Annotated in this window: 11 protein-coding genes and 1 pseudogene; 5 read left to right on the top strand and 7 right to left on the bottom strand. The window is 64.2% G+C overall.

Features of this window, described 5'->3' with window-relative positions:
* The first annotated feature begins 202 nt into the window (after nucleotides 1-202).
* Together VF34_RS05105 and VF34_RS05100 are read left to right on the top strand one after the other, a co-directional pair.
* Nucleotides 203-832 (top strand): TetR/AcrR family transcriptional regulator, encoded by a 630-nt coding sequence (locus VF34_RS05105; RefSeq protein ID WP_032375683.1) that lies wholly within the window; start codon nucleotides 203-205, stop codon nucleotides 830-832.
* Between the two features lie 437 nt (nucleotides 833-1,269).
* Nucleotides 1,270-2,553: a lipase family protein gene (locus VF34_RS05100; RefSeq protein WP_052061718.1), complete on the top strand. Its 1,284-nt coding sequence runs from the start codon at nucleotides 1,270-1,272 to the stop codon at nucleotides 2,551-2,553.
* Between the two features lie 629 nt (nucleotides 2,554-3,182).
* Here the strand turns inward: VF34_RS05100 and VF34_RS05095 are convergent.
* The 3 genes and pseudogenes from VF34_RS05095 to VF34_RS05085 form a co-directional block, all read right to left on the bottom strand.
* Nucleotides 3,183-4,714 (bottom strand): annotated as a pseudogene (locus VF34_RS05095) (amino acid permease).
* Between the two features lie 144 nt (nucleotides 4,715-4,858).
* Complete coding sequence (locus tag VF34_RS05090) at nucleotides 4,859-5,947, bottom strand: Glu/Leu/Phe/Val family dehydrogenase (protein WP_032375664.1); 1,089 nt, start codon at nucleotides 5,945-5,947, stop codon at nucleotides 4,859-4,861.
* A 23-nt stretch (nucleotides 5,948-5,970) separates the two neighbouring features.
* Nucleotides 5,971-9,456 carry an indolepyruvate ferredoxin oxidoreductase family protein gene (locus VF34_RS05085; RefSeq protein WP_045840991.1) on the bottom strand — a complete coding sequence of 1,162 codons (3,486 nt, stop codon included), beginning with the start codon at nucleotides 9,454-9,456 and terminating at the stop codon, nucleotides 5,971-5,973.
* Nucleotides 9,457-9,610: 154 nt separating this feature from the next.
* Between VF34_RS05085 and VF34_RS05080 the strand changes: the two genes are divergently transcribed.
* Nucleotides 9,611-10,117: an Lrp/AsnC family transcriptional regulator gene (locus tag VF34_RS05080; RefSeq protein ID WP_045840990.1), complete on the top strand. Its 507-nt coding sequence runs from the start codon at nucleotides 9,611-9,613 to the stop codon at nucleotides 10,115-10,117.
* Between the two features lie 343 nt (nucleotides 10,118-10,460).
* On the opposite strand, the gene VF34_RS05075 is transcribed toward VF34_RS05080, so the two are convergent.
* Together VF34_RS05075 and VF34_RS05070 are read right to left on the bottom strand one after the other, a co-directional pair.
* Nucleotides 10,461-11,786: an ISL3-like element ISPfr2 family transposase gene (locus VF34_RS05075; protein ID WP_032401348.1), complete on the bottom strand. Its 1,326-nt coding sequence runs from the start codon at nucleotides 11,784-11,786 to the stop codon at nucleotides 10,461-10,463.
* 940 nt (nucleotides 11,787-12,726) lie between these two features.
* A complete protein-coding gene (locus tag VF34_RS05070) occupies nucleotides 12,727-13,038 on the bottom strand; it encodes a putative quinol monooxygenase (RefSeq protein WP_045840989.1) in 312 nt (103 codons plus the stop codon).
* A gap of 107 nt (nucleotides 13,039-13,145) precedes the next feature.
* Here VF34_RS05070 and VF34_RS05065 point away from each other — a divergent pair, with 107 nt between their 5' ends.
* Nucleotides 13,146-14,087 (top strand): GlxA family transcriptional regulator, encoded by a 942-nt coding sequence (locus VF34_RS05065; protein WP_027504856.1) that lies wholly within the window; start codon nucleotides 13,146-13,148, stop codon nucleotides 14,085-14,087.
* A gap of 1,196 nt (nucleotides 14,088-15,283) precedes the next feature.
* On the top strand, nucleotides 15,284-16,183 hold the full coding sequence (locus tag VF34_RS24560) for a GGDEF domain-containing protein (protein WP_230593580.1): 900 nt from the start codon (nucleotides 15,284-15,286) through the stop codon (nucleotides 16,181-16,183).
* Between the two features lie 58 nt (nucleotides 16,184-16,241).
* Here VF34_RS24560 and VF34_RS05055 read toward each other — a convergent pair whose 3' ends face one another.
* Nucleotides 16,242-16,880, bottom strand: coding sequence for a response regulator (locus tag VF34_RS05055; RefSeq protein ID WP_045840988.1), 639 nt, complete (start codon nucleotides 16,878-16,880; stop codon nucleotides 16,242-16,244).
* Entirely contained in the window at nucleotides 16,877-18,058 is a 1,182-nt protein-coding gene (locus VF34_RS05050; protein WP_045840987.1) for a sensor histidine kinase, read from the bottom strand. Before VF34_RS05050 ends, VF34_RS05055 begins: the two co-directional genes overlap by 4 nt.
* Between the last annotated feature and the right edge of the window lie 111 nt (nucleotides 18,059-18,169).

The following is an 18,169-nucleotide window of genomic DNA, read 5'->3' as shown; positions in this document are numbered from 1 at the left end:
ACGGTCCTGGGATGCGAGTCAGGCAACAACTCGGCTACAACGTTTCGTCCACTACGGGTTGCCCAGCTCGCGCGCAGGCTTCACTCGAAGCCCTCGCCCGTGGGCGTGGTGCTGCGAGCGGCGACCCCGTTCGATACAGTAACGCATTCAATACATGAACGTACGGAAAACAGAGATGCATCGCGTTCGCTACGCTGCCTACATGGCCCTCACCACCGGACCGGTGAAACGACGGCGACCTCAGACCCGCCAGCGGCTACTCGATGCCGCATTGGAGGTGTATGCGGAACGAGGATTCGGTAACAGCAGTGTCGAACATGTGTGCGAGCGCGCTGGCTTCACCCGGGGTGCTTTCTATTCCAATTTCACCTCCCTGGAGGAGCTGTTCCTTGCGATGTGGGAGCAGCGGTCGACTCAAATGCTGGCCGACGTCGAGGCGTTGCTCTCCTCCCCCGGTAAGCAACCACGGGTCGACTCACTAGGCGACATCGTCGAATGCGTTTTAGCGGTGGTGCCAATTGACGACAAGTGGTATCGGGTCAACGCCGAGTTCACCGCCCACGCGCTGCGCAACCCCTCACTCAAACGGGTGATTATCGCGCGGGAGCAAGGGATTCTCGCCACACTGATGCCATTACTCGACCAGTTACTCGACCAGCTCGGGCTCGTGATCACCGACCGAGCGGCGTTGGGACCAGCTTTGGTCGCTGCACACGACGGCACCCTGGTGCAGTGTCTGATCGAAGACGATGCCAAGGCGGCCTGCGTGCGGCGTGCAGAGTTGTTCACCGTACTGGTCGGGCATTACACAGCCCAGGTTCAAGAGGAATAAGTCGGTCAGCGTTTCTGTGGCCGAAAACCGTGCTGCGCGTCCAGAACACACAGATTGTGGACGTCGTTTCACTGCAACTGCAGTCGGCCGTGGTGATGAGAGGCACCACAGCGGGGGCTCCACCTTCGGGTCGACGTATTCGAAGATGAGGGGAGAACGATCGCGGCCAAAACGGACCTGAGATCGGTCGATTCGGCGATTATGCTGAGCAATACGCCGCAGGCACGTACCGTGGCCCCTGCCTCGCACCCGATCAGGGTCCGGCATTCCAGTTCCGACCAGGAACAGCCATTCCACAACAGCCGCGCCGCGCCCCGCCCCGCCGAGGGCGGCCACGCAGCGGGCCGCATACCGAACAAGGACACACAGTGATCATTCGAATTGTGCGGACGTCGAACGTAAGTCGCCGCCTCATGATATTCGGCCTAACGATACTCATGGCACTTGCCTCGACCGCGCTGTGGGGGACCGCCCATGCCGGTGCCGATGCGCCGCCGCCGGAATTCTACGTTCCGCCTGCAGGTTTCGAAGACTCAGCGCCCGGAACAGTGCTCCGATCCAGAGCAACCCCGGTCGCCCTGTTCGGACTCCCCGTACCGGTGGGGGTCACGGCGTGGCAGCTTCTGTACCGCACCACCGACGAACAGGGGGCACCCAGCACCACGGTCACCACCGTCCTGGCTCCGCCCGAAGGGACCTCGACGCATCGACTGTTGTCCTACCAGGTGTTCGAGGACGCCACCGCACCGCAGTGTGCACCGTCGAGGAACCTGTCCACTAACCCCGCCCTGGACGGGGTCACGGCGATCTCGGCGGGCCTCGCCCTGGTGCAGTCCGCTCTGTATCGGGGCTGGACGGTGTCGATACCCGACCACGGCGGGCCACTGTCCGAATTCGGAGCCACGGTCGAGCCGGGTCGTGCAGTGCTCGACGGTATTCGAGCAGCGCGGGACTTCGCCCCACTGGGTCTCCCCGAATCGGTACCCGTGGGCGCCGCCGGATACTCCGGCGGCGCGCTCGCCACAGGATGGGCCACTGAGGAACACGCGACGTACGCCCCGGAGATCAACCTCGTCGGCGCAGCAATGGGCGGTACACCAGTCGATCTCGCCGAATCGCCGTACAACCTCGACGGTTCCGCCCAGGCAGGAACGGGACTGTTCATCGTCTCCGGACTTCGCAACACCTACCCCGATCTGAAAGCACGACTGGACCCGTACCTCACACCGCTGGGCCGCACGACCCTCGATGCCATGGCCACTGCATGCTCGACATCGAACCAGCTCACGAACATCGCCCGACAGTACGACACCTTGTTCACCGAACCTTTCGCATCGGTGTGGGGCAAACCTGAGATTCGCACCGTACTGGACCGCGCCCGCCTCGGTACCACGGCCACTGATGTCCCCCGTCTGCTCTATCACAGCGTGAACGACGAAGCGGTACCCGTGACCGACCTCGACTCGTACGTGCGCGCCGAGTGCGAACGCAGTGCGCGTCTGACCGTCCGACGAGAAGAGCTGGGGCTGCATCTCACCACCGCCGTGTCCGGGCTCGCGCTGAGCATGGACTGGCTCGACACCGTGTCGAGCGAACCCGCACCCGAGCGACCGTATTGCGACATCAGCACTGTTCCCAGTTTCGTGGGAGCTGACCCGGCCGCGACTGTGCAAAGCGTCGACGAGACCGTGCGGAGCCTGCTAGGACTTCCCCGAAAGTGAGCAGACGCCGTACGGCGGTGACGACGATTGGCGCGCTACATCTTCTGCACTGAGAATGCCGGAAGACGACTGCACCGGAGGTCAAACCCCAGAAAAATCATGACGCCCACGTCTGAAATCGATAGGCAGTCCGCGCCGTCACCACCGCAACCCGGGCGCACTGGCATCATTGAGACTGGACGCCTTCGCCCCGTGTCATGTCCGCGAAGCCCTCCCATGAACATGCACAGCAGGCAGCGTAGTCATTGGTAACCTGTTCGTGGTTGGACAGAGTGCGCCGGACCCTTTCTGCGGTGCATTTATTGCCGCAGGCCGGGCATCGTCTCCAGAAGTCGCTGGTTGGAATCGTCCAGTACTCGAGCACGGCACTTCACCTCCACTGTCAATCAAAACGTTTGCGTACAGCAGTACGGCTCATGCTCAGCCGCTGGCAGGCGCGCTGATGTGGGCCTCGAATGCTGCGAACCGGAGGCGTGCGGCCACTCAGGCCCGATCGGCGAGCCAAAGAACGTGCCACACGAGCCGGAAGATTCGACGGGTCGGCGGCGCGCACGACCCCCGAAACGACGGGCCCGTCGGCCGAGGTGTGACAACGGGGCCCGTCGATTCGGGTGCGCTCTCGATGCTTGCTACTCGACTACCTCCGAACGCGCCGCTTCCCGCTCGATATCTTCCTGCTCGCGTTCGCGAATTGTTTTGTCTGCGTTGCCTTTGCTGTAGGTGAAGTAGATGACCACACCGATTGCCATCCAGATCACGAACCGCAGCCAGGTCTCGACGGACAGGTTGACCATCAACCACAGGCACGCGATGACAGCAACGATAGGAATCCACGGCATCAGCGGTACTTTGAACCCGCGCTTCAAGTCGGGGCGGGTTCGCCGGAGGACGATGACGCCGATCGAGACCAGCACGAAGGCGAACAGCGTTCCGATGTTGACCATCTCTTCGAGTACGCCGATCGGGAAGAACGCGGACAGAACTGCGATAACGAATCCCACGATCAGCGTGATGCGTAGCGGCGTGCCGCGCTTGCCGGTACGGGCCAGACTGCGGGGCGCCAAGCCGTCGCGCGACATCGCGAACAACACGCGAGTCTGGCCCAGCATCATCACCATCACCACGGTCGTCAGGCCGGCCAGTGCGCCGAACGAAATGACGTTCTTCACCCACGTCAAGCCGTTCAGCTCGAACGCCGTCGCCAATGTGGAGTCGTCTCCGGCCAGTTCGGTGTAGTTCACCATTCCGGTCAGCACGAGGGTGACGGCGACGTAGAGGACCGTCACGATCGCCAGCGAGCCCAGGATCGCGCGGGGTAGAGCCTTTTGCGGCTCCTTGGTTTCTTCGGCCGTGGTCGCCACGACATCGAACCCGATGAACGCGAAGAACACCAGGCTCGCTGCGGCTAGGAGGCCGTACCACCCGAATGTGCTGCCGCCTGCACCTGTAACGAAGGAAAAGAGCGACTGGTGAACGCCTTCCGTCGTCGTCCCCCCCTCAGCGGGCGGAATATACGGGGAGTAGTTCTCGGCTTTGATGTAGAACGCGCCGACGACGACGACCAGTATCACTACCGCGACCTTGATGGCGGTGATGATCAGCGACACGCGGGAGGACAGTTTGGTACCGCTGGCCAGAAGGCCGGTGATGATGACGACGATGAGTAAGGCACCCCAGTCGATGTCGACACCACCGATCGTCACGATCGGCGACGCGGAGCCGAGAACTTCACCGAGATACAACGACCAACCCTTCGCCACGACGGACGACGCGAGGGCGAACTCCAGAATGAGATCCCATCCGATGATCCAGGCGACGAACTCACCGAATGTCGCGTAGGAGAACGTGTATGCGCTGCCGGCCACCGGAACGGTGGAAGCGAACTCGGCATAGCACAACGCGGCGAGTCCGCACGCTATCGCGGCAAGGACGAATGCGAGAGATACCGACGGACCCGCCACGTTGCCTGCGGTTCTCGCGGTGAGCGTGAAAATGCCCGCTCCGACGACCACGGCTACGCCGAACACCGTGAGGTCCCAGGACGACAGGTCCTTGCGGAGCTTGGTGTCGGGTTCGTGGGTTCCCGAATGGACTGCTCGACCGATTTGGTTCGAAAGATCCCGGTCTTTCGGGCATAGCTCGACGGACGCTTCTCATCCACTGTTGTGTTCTACCTGTCGACTTCGAGTTGTTCGAGCACCTGGTCCACGCGGGTCTCGCACGGCATCCACTCGAACTGTGTTGGTAATCACATTCTATCCGACTTCCGTTCTGATGCAATGCTTTTCGAAGAAACCAATAGATTTCAGCGGGCGGCGAGGCGCTCCTGGACGATGCTGTGCGCAGCATGACCCGCCAGCACTCCCTGATCGCGCTGGCGACGCAGAATTTCGGCGACCGTCGACCCGACACGTTCGACCCGGGCCGTGATCTCGGAGCGCGAGCTACCGTCGATCTCGCCCGCTACCTGAATGAGACCACCGCTGTTCGCGACGTAGTCGGGAACCCATACGACCCCACGCTGACGCAGTGTCTCCTCGACGCCTGGCTGTATGAGTTGGTTGTTCGCTGCGCCGCATACGATTACAGCGTTCAGGGCGCGGACACTCTCGTCCGTCAGCGTCGCTCCCATCGCACAGGGTGCGTAGATCTCGATATCGGTGTCGATGACCCGATCGGCGATCCGCACGTCGGTGAATTCTGCTTGCACATGCTGCAGCACAGCGGCATTCACGTCGGTCGCAGTGACGGTCGCACCGGCCTCGACCAGTAGCTTGATGAGGTTGTAGCCGACCTTCCCGGTGCCTTCGACGCCCACGCGGCGGCCCCCGAGATCCGTCGATCCCCAGTTGGCCTGGGCGGCCGCACGCATGGAATGAAACACACCGAGTGCGGTCAACGGTGCGCTGTCGCCCGATCCCCCCGCTGCCGTCGTCCGAGACACCACGTGATCGGTCGAGCGTCCGATGACATCCATATCGTCGGAGGTGGTTCCCACATCACCTGCCGTGATGTACCGGCCGCCGAGCGTCTCGACGAATCGGCCGTACGCTTCGAGCAGCTCGGGCGTCTTGACGGTCGCGGGGTCGCCGATGATGACTGCTTTGCCGCCGCCGAGATGAAGGCCGGCAGCAGCCGCCTTGTACGTCATGCCGCGCGAGAGCCGCAGCACATCGGTCAGAGCCGACTGCTCGTCCCGGTACGGGAAGAACCTCGTCCCACCCAGGGCATTGCCGAGTGCCGTCGAGTGAATGGCAATGATGGCCTTCAAGCCGGTTGCGGCGTCCTGACAGAACACCACCTGCTCGTGCGGCGAATCGTCGGCGAAATCGGGACGACCGAATACTCCCGTCGATCCGAAGGTATTCGTGCGGTGATCGTCGATCAGTGTCATGATTCCTGTCCTGTGTCGGTGTACTAGCGGGTCGTCGGGAGAGCTGTTGTATCGATGGACAATTCGGTGAGGCGGGCGCGGTAACGATCGACGTTCCCGAGCTTGACGTCCTCGTAGCCGCGCACGATGTCCGCTGCCACCGCGGCCTGGGTTGCCGCGTCGTAGTTCTGTTCGGTGAGATGATCGGCGGCGTCGAGCACCATCGACTCGTAGTGGTCGATCAGTGCTCGTTCCAGCCGCCGAACGTGTGCGTACCCGAACGGGTCGAAGACCGTGCCGCGCAGCTTCTTCCCCTTGGCGAGAACGCGCATGGGTAGATGCAGGTTGGGGCCGAGCCCGATCTTCTTGGTGCGTCCAAGGGCCTTCAGCGCAGGTGGATGCAGCTTGTAGGTGAGCTTCTCTCCCCCGGGCACCTCCGACGACACCGACGCGAGGAACGCCGGGTCGGTCAGCAGCCGGGCCACCTCGTACTCGTCCTTGTAGGCCATGAACTTGAACAATCCCTGTGCCACGGCCTCGCTGAACTCGGTGCGGTCACCGACCGTGCGCTCCTTGGCCCATACCTGCTCGACGACGGCCAGATACCTGGAGGCAATTTTCTCGCTCTGGTAGGCGACGAGCTCGCCGGCGCGGCGCTCGACGAGTTCGCGAACCACACCGTCGACAGTGATCGAGTTCAGTAGCCGCTCCGGCGCCGGTGTGATCGTCCGAGTGGCCAGGGGAGCCGCCTGCGTCATCGCGGCTCGGAACGCTGCAGGATCGTCGGCGGCGACGCGACCCCAACGGAACGCAGCGTGGTTCGCCTGCACCGCAACACCGTTGATCGCAATGGCTTCTTCGATAGCGTCGGCCGGGATCGGCAGTCCGCCGACCTGGTAGGCCGCTCCGACGAGGAGGAAGTTCGCTGCGGCGGTATTGCCGAACAGCGTCTCCGCAGCCGCCAGCGCATCGAAGCTCACGAGCTGCTTGGACAGCACGTCCAGTCGGTCGAGCAGACCGCTCTCGTCCGGGTACGAGACGGACGGGTCGTAGACCATCTCGCCCGTCGCCGTCCGGCTGGTCGATGCAACCGTGACCGTCCGTGCGGGATCGGCGACGCCTGCGTTCTTGCCATCGGCCGCGGTGAGCAGATCGAACGCCAGGATGCAGTCCGCCGAGGCGGGGCTGATGCGATTGGACGGTTCGGCGCGGTGTGGACTCAGTCGCAGGTGCGAGGTGACCGGACCTGCCTTCTGGCTCAACCCGGTCTGGTCCAGCCCCTCGACGTGCAGACCCGAGCGCAAGCCTGCCATGCCCAGCACCTGGTTGACGGTGACGATGCCGGTCCCGCCGATGCCGGCGAGGAAGATGTTGTGCGTCGCCTCGACTGTCGGGAGCACGACGTCCGATACCGACGGCGGCTGTGCCACAGCCTTCTTCACCGTCGCCACCGGCGACTCGGGGAGCTCGACGGTGACGAACGACGGGCAATCGCCATCGAGGCAGGAGTAGTCGGTGTTGCAACTGCCCTGATCGATACGGGTCTTGCGGCCGAACTCGGTGTCGACGGGTTGCACCGAGAGGCAGTTGCTCTTGACACCGCAGTCGCCGCAGCCCTCACACACGGCCTCGTTGATCACCACGCGCGTCCGTCGCGCCGGCAACGTGCCCCGCTTGCGTTTACGACGCGCCTCCGCGGCGCACTGCTGGTCGTAGATCAAGACGGTGACACCCGTGGTGTCCCGCAGGAGCCGTTGCGCCTCGTCGAGCCGGTCCCGATCCCACAGCACGGTCCCGACGGAGAACGACGCACCCCGGTGGCGCTCGGGTTCGTCGGCGCAGACGATGATCTTCGCGACGCCCTCGGCGGCGAGTTTGTGGGTCAGGTCGGGCACGCTCAGACCCGCCTCCGCGTCCTGAGCGCCGGTCATGGCGACGGCGGAGTTGAACAAGATCTTGTAGGTGATGTTCACCCCGGCGGCGATGCAGGCCTGCACAGCAAGCTGCCCGGAGTGGAAATACGTTCCGTCACCGACATTCTGAAAGATGTGCCCGACGTCGGTGAACGGGGATTGTCCGATCCACTGCGCCCCTTCGCCGCCCATCTGCGTCAGACCTGTCACCTGAGAGTCGGTACGCGAAGACATCGTGACCAAGGTGTGGCAACCGATTCCGCCGCCTGCCAGGGAGCCTTCCGGAACAGCCGTCGATCGGTTGTGCGGGCACCCCGAACAGAAGTACGGGGTCCGCTTCGAAGACAGAACGGTCAGCTCGAGCGGCGGCGGCGGTGGAACGATGATCTCCACACGACCGGACAGCAGCGTGCGCAACGGCTTTCGCAGCCGCGCAGCGGTCAGCTCCCCGTCCGCGGGGATCAATACGGTGCCGGAGGACGCGCGTTTGCCGACGACTGCCGGGGCATGGCCTGAGCCGTACAGCGCATCCTTGACCTGTGCCTCGACGAAGGACGTCTTGTCCTCGACGACGAGCACGGTCTCGACGCCACGTGCGAGCTGCCGGACTTTCGCCGAACCCAGCGGGTACGGCATTCCGACACGCAGAATGCGGATCCCGGCGTCGACGAGCTTGTCGTCGTCGAGACCAAGTTCGCGCAGGGCCTGTCGAACCGAATCGTAGGCGGTTCCCACGGCAACGATGCCCAGCCACGCGTTGTCCGGATCGATCTCGATCGAGTCGACGTCGTTGGCGGCGTTGAATGCTTCGACCATCGCCCACCGCGGGCCGTAGAGGTCGGCTTCTGCGAGAACGCTGTCCGGCGGCGGACCGGGAACACGTTGACGGTAGGTCCACGGCCGCCCTTCCCACTCGATCGACGGGGAGACGATCTCGAAGTCGGAGAAGTTGCGATCGAGCGTCCACAACCCGTCGGCGACGTCGGCGTTGATCTTCATGGCCGACCAGCAACCGGACAGCCGGGACAGGGCGACGCCGTACAACCCGAAGGCGATGATCTCTTCGGCGTTGCGCGGGAAAAAGATCGGCATGGACAGTGCAGCGAGCGAGCGTTCACTGGCAGCGGGGACGGTCGACGACTTGGCCGCCGGGTCGTCGCCCACCAGTACCAACGCACCTCCGGCCGGGTGTGCGCCGTACATCGCGCCGTGGCGCAGTGCGTCGCTGGCGCGGTCGAGGCCAGGGCCTTTGCCGTACCAGACGCCGACGACGCCGTCGTGGGTCGCGGTTCCGCTGGGGAGCTCGAGTTGGCTGCCCCACACCGACGTCGCGGCGAGCTCTTCGTTCATGCCGGGTACGAGCCGGACGTCGTGGACCGAGCCGAGCTCGGGGATGCCGGCGAGCAGTCGATCCAGGCCGGCCAGCGGACTGCCCTGGTAGCCGGAGACGAACGTCGCTACCTTGCGGCCGGCCCGCTGGTCGCGGGCGTGCTGCTCCACCAGCTGCCGGGCGATGGCCTGAACACCGGTCATGAGTGTGGGCCCGGAATCGGTCCGGTAGCGATCCGTGGGATCGAAATCAGGCTGGACCGTCGTTACGTCGTCGAGCTGGGTCATCGAACGGTTACCTCACATCTGGCACAAGAAGCTGCTCTAGTTGACCTATCGGTCCCGCAACCATGTACCTGCCCAGCACCACGGTCAACTGATGCGAGTACAACTAAGCAGAACGCGCAGACAGTGATCTGGAACACCTTCGGAGGTCTACGAAATGCTCACCATCGACCAGTTGGACGCCAAGCTCATCGGGCTTCTGACGACGGACGCCCGCGCCGGGATCGTGGAGCTCGCGGCAACCCTCGGAGTCACGCGCAACACCGTTCAGTCCCGGATCAAGCGGTTGGAGGACACCGGGCTGATCCGGAGCTTTCGGCCCGAGTTGAATCTGGCTCTGGCCGGGATCGACGTTCAGGCCTTCCTCGCGCTCGAACTCGAACTCGAACAGGGGTATCTCAGTTCCGTCGTAGCGGCGCTGAGGGATATCCCCGAAGTGCTCGAGATCCACGCGACGACCGGGAGGGAAGATCTGCTCGTTCGCGTCGCGACGCAGGATCACGCGAGTCTGCAGGAGCTCATCGAGAAGGTGCTCGGCATAGTCGGGGTGTGGCACTCGAGCACCACCGTGGCGCTGACGACGCCCCTCCCCTACCGCACTCAGCCACTGCTGCAGGCGATCACGAGCGACGCCGGGTGGGGGCGATCGACACCGCGGGCATAAGACTATGCGCGGGATCCCCAGATAAAGGCTTACCGACATGCTCTGGCGAATTGGGTGCGGCCTTGTACCCCAGGCCGGGGTGTAGCTCCCCCGCGTAATCTGTCGCTTCCACCGACCGCGAAATCGAACAGCAGGATGGGCAGAATCCCGGCGTTCGAAGACCCCGTCGGCCCATTCCGAGTCCCAGCGGCGCGCTCGCGTCGTCTGCCAAAGCCGAAGTCGTTCCCCGGAAGCAGGCCGCGCGGCGATACTCGGACAACGGCGTCGTCGGACAGCTGAATATGAACGACCCCGCGCCGCGTGTTTCGACTGAGAGACTCTCTTTATGTCGTACGTAAGTGGCTCATCCCAATCGGGGGTGTAGGAGTTGGGGTCTGAATCCGCCGGTCTCGAGCAGGCTTCGGGCGATGTAGTTGGTCAGGTTGCGGAACCCGAGTGCGGAGCCGCGCAGGTGTTCGAGCCGTCCGTTGAGCGCCTCGGTCGGCCCGTTGCTGGTGCCGGGTCGTTCGAAGTAGGCGAGCACGTCGGCGGCTCGCTTCTTCAGGGTCCGGCCCAGGGTGGTGAGCTCGGTGAGCACCTTGGGGACGCCGGCGCTGAGGTCGGTGATCAGCTTCTCCATGAGCTCGCGGCCACGTTGCCGGTCCTCGTGGCGATAGGCGGCGATCATGCGCTGGTAGACACCCCAGGTCGCCTCGACCTCGACGTGAGCGTCATCAACGAACAGCGCGCGTAGCCTGTCGCTCTGCTTGTCGGTAAGCAGGTCCGCGCCGGTGTGCAGCGTGCGCCGCGACTTGTAGAGCGGGTCGTCCCTGAACCCACGGTGCCCGTGGATCGCGAGTTGGACCCGGCGCCGACACCTGTCGAGGGCGTCACCGGCCAGGCGCACGACGTGGAAGGGATCCATCACCGTGACCGCGTCCGGGATCTCCTCCGCAGCGGCGGTCTTGAACCCGGTGAAGCCGTCCATCGCGACCACCTCGACCGCGTCACGGAAGGCGTCGTCGCGGTCGGCGAGCCAGGTCTTGAACGCCGCCTTCGACCGGCCCTCGACCATGTCCAGCAGCCTTGCTGGGCCGGCGCCATCGCGGACCGGGGTGAGGTCGATGATCACGGTGACGTACTTGTCGCCACGCCTGGTGTGGCGCCAGACGTGCTCATCGACGCCAATGACCTTCACGCCCTCGAACCGCGTGGGGTCGTTGATCAGCAGCCGATTGCCTTCGGCCAGGACCGCGTTGTTGGCGGTGTCCCACGCGACCCCGAGTCCCTCGGCGACACGGGCGACGGTGAGGTGTGCGACCACGATCCCTTCCAGCGCCCACCGCAACCCGGTGCGCGAGAGCTTCGCGCGTGGCTCCGCCGCGGCGCTGGTGTCTTGGCGCCACACGTGTCCGCAGTCGGCACAGCGGTAGCGGCGCACTACAACTTCCAGCACGGTCGGTCGCCAGCCCAGCGGCTCGTGGGCCAACCGCCGGATCACGGTGTCACGAGCAGCGCCTTCGCTGCCGCACCGTCGGCACCACTGATCTGGTTCCACCACGCGGCACGCGAGGACCGCACGATCCGGTTCAAGTCGTTGCCCGGTCACGCTCAGACCGAGGCCGTCGAGTCGAGCGAAGGCGGTCAGGTCAGGGCGGCCGAAGCCGGCCGGCGGGGTAGCGTCGGACACGTCGAGGTCTTTCGGATGGATGGCGTAGGAACCTCCATCGTCGGGAGACCTCGACGTCTATCTGCGGACCGACGCGCCCGGCCGACCCACACCCTCATCTGGGAAGAGCCCTGAGAGACGTCTTCGACGACGACGGGACCGGCGAGGAGCAAGGCGCGGTGAGCTAAAGAATGGAGCTTGCTCGGCTTCGACGCCGCCGCGAGCTCCGGTGAAACTCCGGTAAAACGGTCGGTACTGGTCGGTCGTCGTCGGTCACCACCGGATGGCAGCGTCCCCCACGCTCGGCGTTTGTGCAGGTCAGCGGCTCGTTCACCCAGTGGGCGCATCAAGCGATAGACGCAGAGCCGACGTGATTAGGTCGTCGGTTCGGTTCTGGTGGTCGCGCGATGCGCTGGCCTCACGGCTCTGCCCGACACCGACGTCGCTCTCCTCTGCGACGGACCCCTCGCCGGCTGAGCGCTCGCGGCCGGCATCCTGTCCGTGTGCCGAAAGGCCTCGCTCCGCTCGGCAACGCAGCGTGGCGTTGTGTCGCGACCTGGACGTGCGAGGTGTCAACGGTGCGTCGGCGCAACGATCGTTGTGTGCGCAGCGAGATGCTCCATGCCGCACGCGCGGCGCGCACGAACGCAACGCCCCGGAACGCCAACGACCCGTCATCGCTGCGACGCGCAACGCGTCTCCCGTCACGGCAACGGATCGCAACCACGACCCCGCCCACGGCGCCTCGCGGGACGGAGGGCAAGTTGACACAGTTGCGCTGCCATGGAGCCGCGCTGGCTCTCTCGATGACCACCGGTGAAACAGTGCCGCTCCAGGCTTGCGCCTGGTGTTGCCTGGCCTCCTCGTGATCGGCCCGTCGGGGATCGTCAACGTGGTGCGGGTGTCGAGGCGGTCGGGTCCGACGGCTCGGCGGGGCGCGATCGTCTCGTGCGTTGGCGGACTACGGGAGCTTGGACGCGAGGACGTCGGCCGCCAGGATCTCGGGTGCTGCGCCGAGGAGGTGCTGGTTGGCCATCAGGGCTGCGACGATGGCGCCGTTGGCGTGGGCGTCGCGAGCGGCCTCGTCGGGGAATGCATCGAAGATCCAGAAGGTGTCGGCGTGGGTCCTAGCCGCGAACCAGACAATCGTTCCTACTTCTTCGTTGGCGAGTGCGACAGCGCCGGCGAGCAGAACGGCGAGCGCGTCGTGCTGTCCATCGGCCGCGACGATCTTGGCGACGAAGGCATACGGAAGTGATGCGGGTGTGGACATGAGGGGTTCTCCTTGAAGTCGGGGTTCTTCGTGGGGCGAGTTCAGCGTATGACGAGCGAGGGCCGGTGGGGAGTGGCGTATACGACAGTATTGCTATTGTTCGCGCCATGCGTATCGGACTGATCGCGATCGACGGCTGCTTCGGTTCGGCTGTCGCGTCGGTCATCGACATCGTGCGGGTGGCCGACGGAGCCCGCGGCGATGTCGACCCGCGGATCGACCCGATCGAACTCGCCATCCTCGGACCGAAACGGCGAGTGACCACGACGGCATCGATGACCCTGTCGGTAGACCACCCGCTGTCGGAGTCCGGAGAGTTCGACGTGGTCGTCGTCCCTGCGCTTGGAACCCTCACGGCCGCCGCTACCAACGACGCCCTCCAGAGCCGAGATGCACGTTCGGTCATCGCCTCACTCGGGCGCCTCGACGACGCGACCACCCGGATCGCCGCGGCGTGCACCGGCGTGTTCGCCGTCGCCGAGACTGGACGGATGCATCATCGGCGAGCGACGACCAGCTGGTTCCTGGGGCCGGAGTTCCTGAAGCGCTATCCGACCGTCGCCCTCGATCTCGACACCATGGTCGTGGTCGACGGGAACCTCGTCACCGCCGGCGCCGCGTTCGCCCACATCGACCTCGCGCTCTCACTCGTGCGATCGATCAGCCCCGACCTGGCCCAACATGTCGCCAAGCTCCTCATCATCGACGAGCGTCCGTCGCAGGCGGCCTTCGTCGCCTACGAACATCTCCGGCACGAGGACCCGATCGTCGTCGAGTTCGAACGCTTCGTGCGCGCCCGCCTGGACGAACCGTTCAACGTCGCCTTCGTCGCGCAGTCGCTCGGCACCAGCCGGCGCACCCTCGAACGACGAGTCCGTGCGGCGCTCAACCTCACTCCGCTCGGCTTCGTCCAACGGCTTCGCATCGAACGAGCGCGGCACCTCTCAGCAACCACGGACCTCACCTCCGCCGAGATCGCGCTACGGGTCGGCTATGCGAACGCCGAGACTCTGCGCTCCCTCCTGCGCAGGGAGCGACGCCGTTCCTGACCTATCGCCATGCCTGTAGCCGGTGTCCTAGCGCTCGGTTGGAACCACCTCTCAGCACGTCGCGTCGACTCTCCTGCGTCGCCCCTGGACGACCCACTCGACACGCCCGCAGCACAGGCCATGTGACGTGCCCCGGCTTCCCGGGCGGTCGGGGTTGGGTGGCTGTGATGTCGCTGCGTTCTCGTCGAGGGGGTCAGCAGACCCGATCAGGGTCGATTGGGATGAGCCGCGAAGGCGGTCAGGTCAGGGCGGCCGAAGCCGGCCGGCGGGGTAGCGTCGGACACGTCGAGGTCTTTCGGATGGATGGCGTAGGAACCTCCATCGTCGGGAGACCTCGACGTCTATCTGCGGACCGACGCGCCCGGCCGACCTACACCGTCATCTGGGAAGAGCCACGTAAGTGCACATGATTCTGACCTGCACGTCACTTAGTGGCAGTGTCGATGCACCGTCCGCTTTCGACCCAAATGGCGCGCCAGGAGATCCGCCAGTAATCGGTCGCACGGATTTCGACGTCGGCGAGGGTGGATCAGGCTCTGATGATTGTTGACTCCGCCTGCACCCGTAACCTGTGCTGGTTCAATCGGAAACCATCGTCGTCGATGTCTGTCCATTTCCTCAGAATTGAGCAGCGCAGGCTATGGACCTTGTTCGACCGGATGGCTACCATTCCTACGCAACAGATCACAAGTCTGTGTTTCTGCGCCGGCGAACCACCTGCGTTCCGGTCGCGACAAGCGTAAGACGAACATGACGGTATGACTCCGGCTTTGTGGGCCGAGCCGCTTCATCGAACTTGAAGTAGCTGTGAGGTCGGCACAGGCGGGTAAGAGCCTTGCTCCACCTGTGCAGTCGGGGTTGCGCATCGACCGGACTGGGCCTTCTAGTGAAGCTGGCAACGGTCGACGGAATGGGGATGGGTGCATACGATCCGGTCGCAGCGTTACGGTGAGCCACCGCGGTCGGGTCGGCATCGCAAGAGCTCTTTCGGCCGAGCCTCCGCGGCACTGTCGGACTGGTTCACGCAACCGTTCGACTACGACTGGATAGTACTTCATCACTCCACCCGTCATTTGCGCGGACTTCTCGGTGGGGTCATCGCAGCGGGGACTCTGTCCATCGCTTTTATCTCGACGGTCATGTTGTTCAGTTTCCATGGTCCCACGAGCGAGAGCGGTAGAACCTGGATTGTCGTGATGCTGGGAATTCAGGTCGCGGTTGCAGGTGCCTGGCTGGTGCTGCCTCTGCCCAATGGTCGGAAAAGGCTGGTACAAGTCTTTGTTATGTTCGCCATTTTCGGGGACGTAGGATTGACCTCCGTTCTGGCCTTCTACGATGATTTCGGGCGTTTGACCGGGTGTGTTCTCTTCTCGGTGACGGGGGCGTTTGTTGGATATCTCATGAGCCCGCGATGGCTGGCGGCGCACCTCACATGGTCAAGTGTTTTTACACTAATTTTCGGCTATCTGGCATATCTTGGTCAAAATGAGGACCCAGCAACGATTCTAGCTACGACATGCACCGTACTCGTGGCTACCAACGGCACACCGGTATTCGCTCAAGTTGTGTGGACCCTGATCTCGCGCGACGCCCGGCAGTCGACACTCGACCCCCTCACTGGCGTCTTCAACAGGAGAGGCGCAGACAACGCACTACTCGATTTGTGGGCGGAGGCCGAGGAAAAACAGCTTTCTCTTGTAGTTCTCGTAGTCGATATAGATAAGTTCAAACGGGTCAATGACAATCATGGGCATGCCCGTGGGGATGAGGTCATTCAACTGGTTTCAAATCGTTTGGCCGCACTGGCAGGTAGACGAGGCGTTGTGGCACGAACGGGCGGCGAGGAATTTCTGGTGGCGTCCACTGGCGCGGAATGCGATCTGCATGAATTGATCCATCTGGTCAAAACAGGGTTGTATCATCCGACAGATCCGGTACCTGTGACAGCAAGCATCGGCGCAGCAGTGCTCCCAGTCAGTTCGATGTCGCCCGGTATCGGGGCCTCGACCATTGTGCGAATGGCCAGAACGGCGGATGCTCACATGTATCGCGCAAAGGAGTCGGGGGGAAACAATGTTTCGATGACGGTGCTGTGAGTACGCCCGACGACCACCTCGAAGTGTGCGAGCCGGGTCCGAACTGACGCGTGCCGGGTCAGTGTTGCTGTTGCCCAGGCCGAATCAGGCCCCTGGACGTTGCTGCTGCCACGGCCGAGGTTCGTGAGTCGACGCCCAATTTCGGGTAGATGTGGGCCAGATGGGACTTGACGGTGGCCTGACTCAGGAACAGCTGCTGGCTGATCTGCACGTTGGAATGTCCGTCTGCCACCAACTGCAGCACTTCGATCTCACGCAACGTCAGTGTGCTGCCGGGTGTCCGCATCCGGTCCATCAACCGCGATGCGACGGCAGGCGCGAGCGCCGACCCTCCTGCTGCTGCCGTGCGCACCGCTGCAGAGAGATCATCGGGCGGTGCGTCTTTGAGGAGGTAGCCCACCGCGCCGGCTTCGATGGCAGCGAGAATGTCGGCATCGGTGTCGTAGGTCGTCAATACCAGGACATACGGTGCGCTGGGGAGGGCGGCAATGCGGGCGATGGCGTCGACGCCGTGCATTCCGGGACCGAACTGCAGATCCATCAGCACCACGTCGACCTCGAGCTCGGCTGACAGTTCGATCGCCTGCTCGGCTGTCGTCGCTTCGGCGATGATCACGAAGTCCGGCTCGGTCTCGAGTACCGCGCGCAATCCTGCGCGAACTATCGGATGGTCGTCGGCCATGAGGAGGCGGATCATGTTCGCACCTCCAACGGCACAGTGATGGCGATGGCTGTGCCCTCGCCAGGTTTCGATTCCACCGCCAGGGTGCCGCGCAGTGAGTCAGCGCGAGCCCTCATCCCGGGCAGCCCGAAACCACGATCCCCAGTGCTGACGGTGTCGGGATCGAAGCCCCCACCATCATCGACGACGTCGAGCGCCACCTCGGTGTCCATGTAGCTCAGGGTGACCGCCACCCGGGTGGCATCAGCATGCTGCGTGGCATTCGCCAGAGCAGACTGAGCGATGCGCAGCAACGCAACCTCGTGTGCTGTCTGGAGAGGTACCGGAACACCCGACAACTGCCAGTCGACCGGTAGTCCGGTAGCTGTAGAAGTGCGGGCGCACAATCGTTCCAACGCCGAGGGAAGTGAGCGGTTCTCCAGATCCGGCGGTGTGAGCGCACGAACGAAGCGGCGGGCCTCTTCGAGGTTGCTCGACGCTGTCTCTCGGGCCTGGACGACATGCCTGTTCGCCTCGTCGGAACCCGCCGGGAGCAGGCGCTCGGCCGCGCGGAGCAACAAATGGATGCTGGACAACCCCTGAGCCAGGGTGTCATGAATTTCACGGGCCAGCCGTTCACGTTCAGCGAGGACCCCGGCCTCGTGTTCCGCCGCCGCCAGTTCTCCGCGGGCAGCCGTCAGCTCCTCGATGAGCGCGCGCCGCTGTTCGCTCTCTCGATAGAGCGCCTGGTAGCCGAGTACGACCGCGATTGCGACCGCGGCACCGAGCGAGGGTCCGATTACCGCTCCGACCGCGAAACCTCTCTGATGCCAGCTGAACCCAGCGATCGCCGTGATGGTCGTGACGACAACGGCCGTCATGCCCCACTTCGTCTGCAGGAGATGGAGCTCGAGAAAGAACAACGGGAACGCCAGGTACACGGCCTCGGGGCTCACCACGAGCAACGCCGTCCACACCGCCCAGACAGCCACGAGCCATCCCGCGGCGATCGACCCGGAGTGACGCACTCTCGGCCAGGTTGCGCCCACCGCGTACACCACGCCCAGGACCACGGCAAGAACGACGACCGCCATCAGGTGCGGTACGCGCTCCTGGACCGCACGCACGATCGACAGCGTCAGCAATGCCCCCAGCAACAGATGTAGGCAGCCGCGCAGGATGCGCATGACAGGGGTGAGCGACGACGGATCCATATCAGTGTCCAGGCTATGCGGTTCGCACTCGGCCGGCATCGGCCGAAAGGTGTAACCGGCTCTGATCCTTCCGGCTCTCAGGATGCACTCTCCCGGTCGATGCCCCCGCAC

Origin of the sequence: Rhodococcus sp. PML026 (assembly GCF_000963615.1) — a bacterium.
In the GTDB taxonomy this organism is placed as follows: Bacteria; Actinomycetota; Actinomycetes; order Mycobacteriales; family Mycobacteriaceae; genus Rhodococcoides; species Rhodococcoides fascians.
Note: the sequence above shows the minus strand (reverse complement) of the source record. Positions and strands in the feature narration are given on the sequence as shown.

What these genes read in the sequence shown, in the direction of transcription:
- VF34_RS05105 (WP_032375683.1), top strand. Translation starts at nt 203, where the DNA reads ATGGCCCTCACCACCGGACCGGTGAAACGACGGCGACCTCAGACCCGC.
- VF34_RS05100 (WP_052061718.1), top strand. Translation starts at nt 1,270, where the DNA reads ATGGCACTTGCCTCGACCGCGCTGTGGGGGACCGCCCATGCCGGTGCC.
- VF34_RS05090 (WP_032375664.1), bottom strand. Translation starts at nt 5,947, where the DNA reads ATGACACTGATCGACGATCACCGCACGAATACCTTCGGATCGACGGGA.
- VF34_RS05085 (WP_045840991.1), bottom strand. Translation starts at nt 9,456, where the DNA reads ATGACCCAGCTCGACGACGTAACGACGGTCCAGCCTGATTTCGATCCC.
- VF34_RS05080 (WP_045840990.1), top strand. Translation starts at nt 9,611, where the DNA reads ATGCTCACCATCGACCAGTTGGACGCCAAGCTCATCGGGCTTCTGACG.
- VF34_RS05070 (WP_045840989.1), bottom strand. Translation starts at nt 13,038, where the DNA reads ATGTCCACACCCGCATCACTTCCGTATGCCTTCGTCGCCAAGATCGTC.
- VF34_RS05065 (WP_027504856.1), top strand. Translation starts at nt 13,146, where the DNA reads ATGCGTATCGGACTGATCGCGATCGACGGCTGCTTCGGTTCGGCTGTC.
- VF34_RS24560 (WP_230593580.1), top strand. Translation starts at nt 15,284, where the DNA reads ATGCTGGGAATTCAGGTCGCGGTTGCAGGTGCCTGGCTGGTGCTGCCT.
- VF34_RS05055 (WP_045840988.1), bottom strand. Translation starts at nt 16,880, where the DNA reads ATGATCCGCCTCCTCATGGCCGACGACCATCCGATAGTTCGCGCAGGA.
- VF34_RS05050 (WP_045840987.1), bottom strand. Translation starts at nt 18,058, where the DNA reads ATGGATCCGTCGTCGCTCACCCCTGTCATGCGCATCCTGCGCGGCTGC.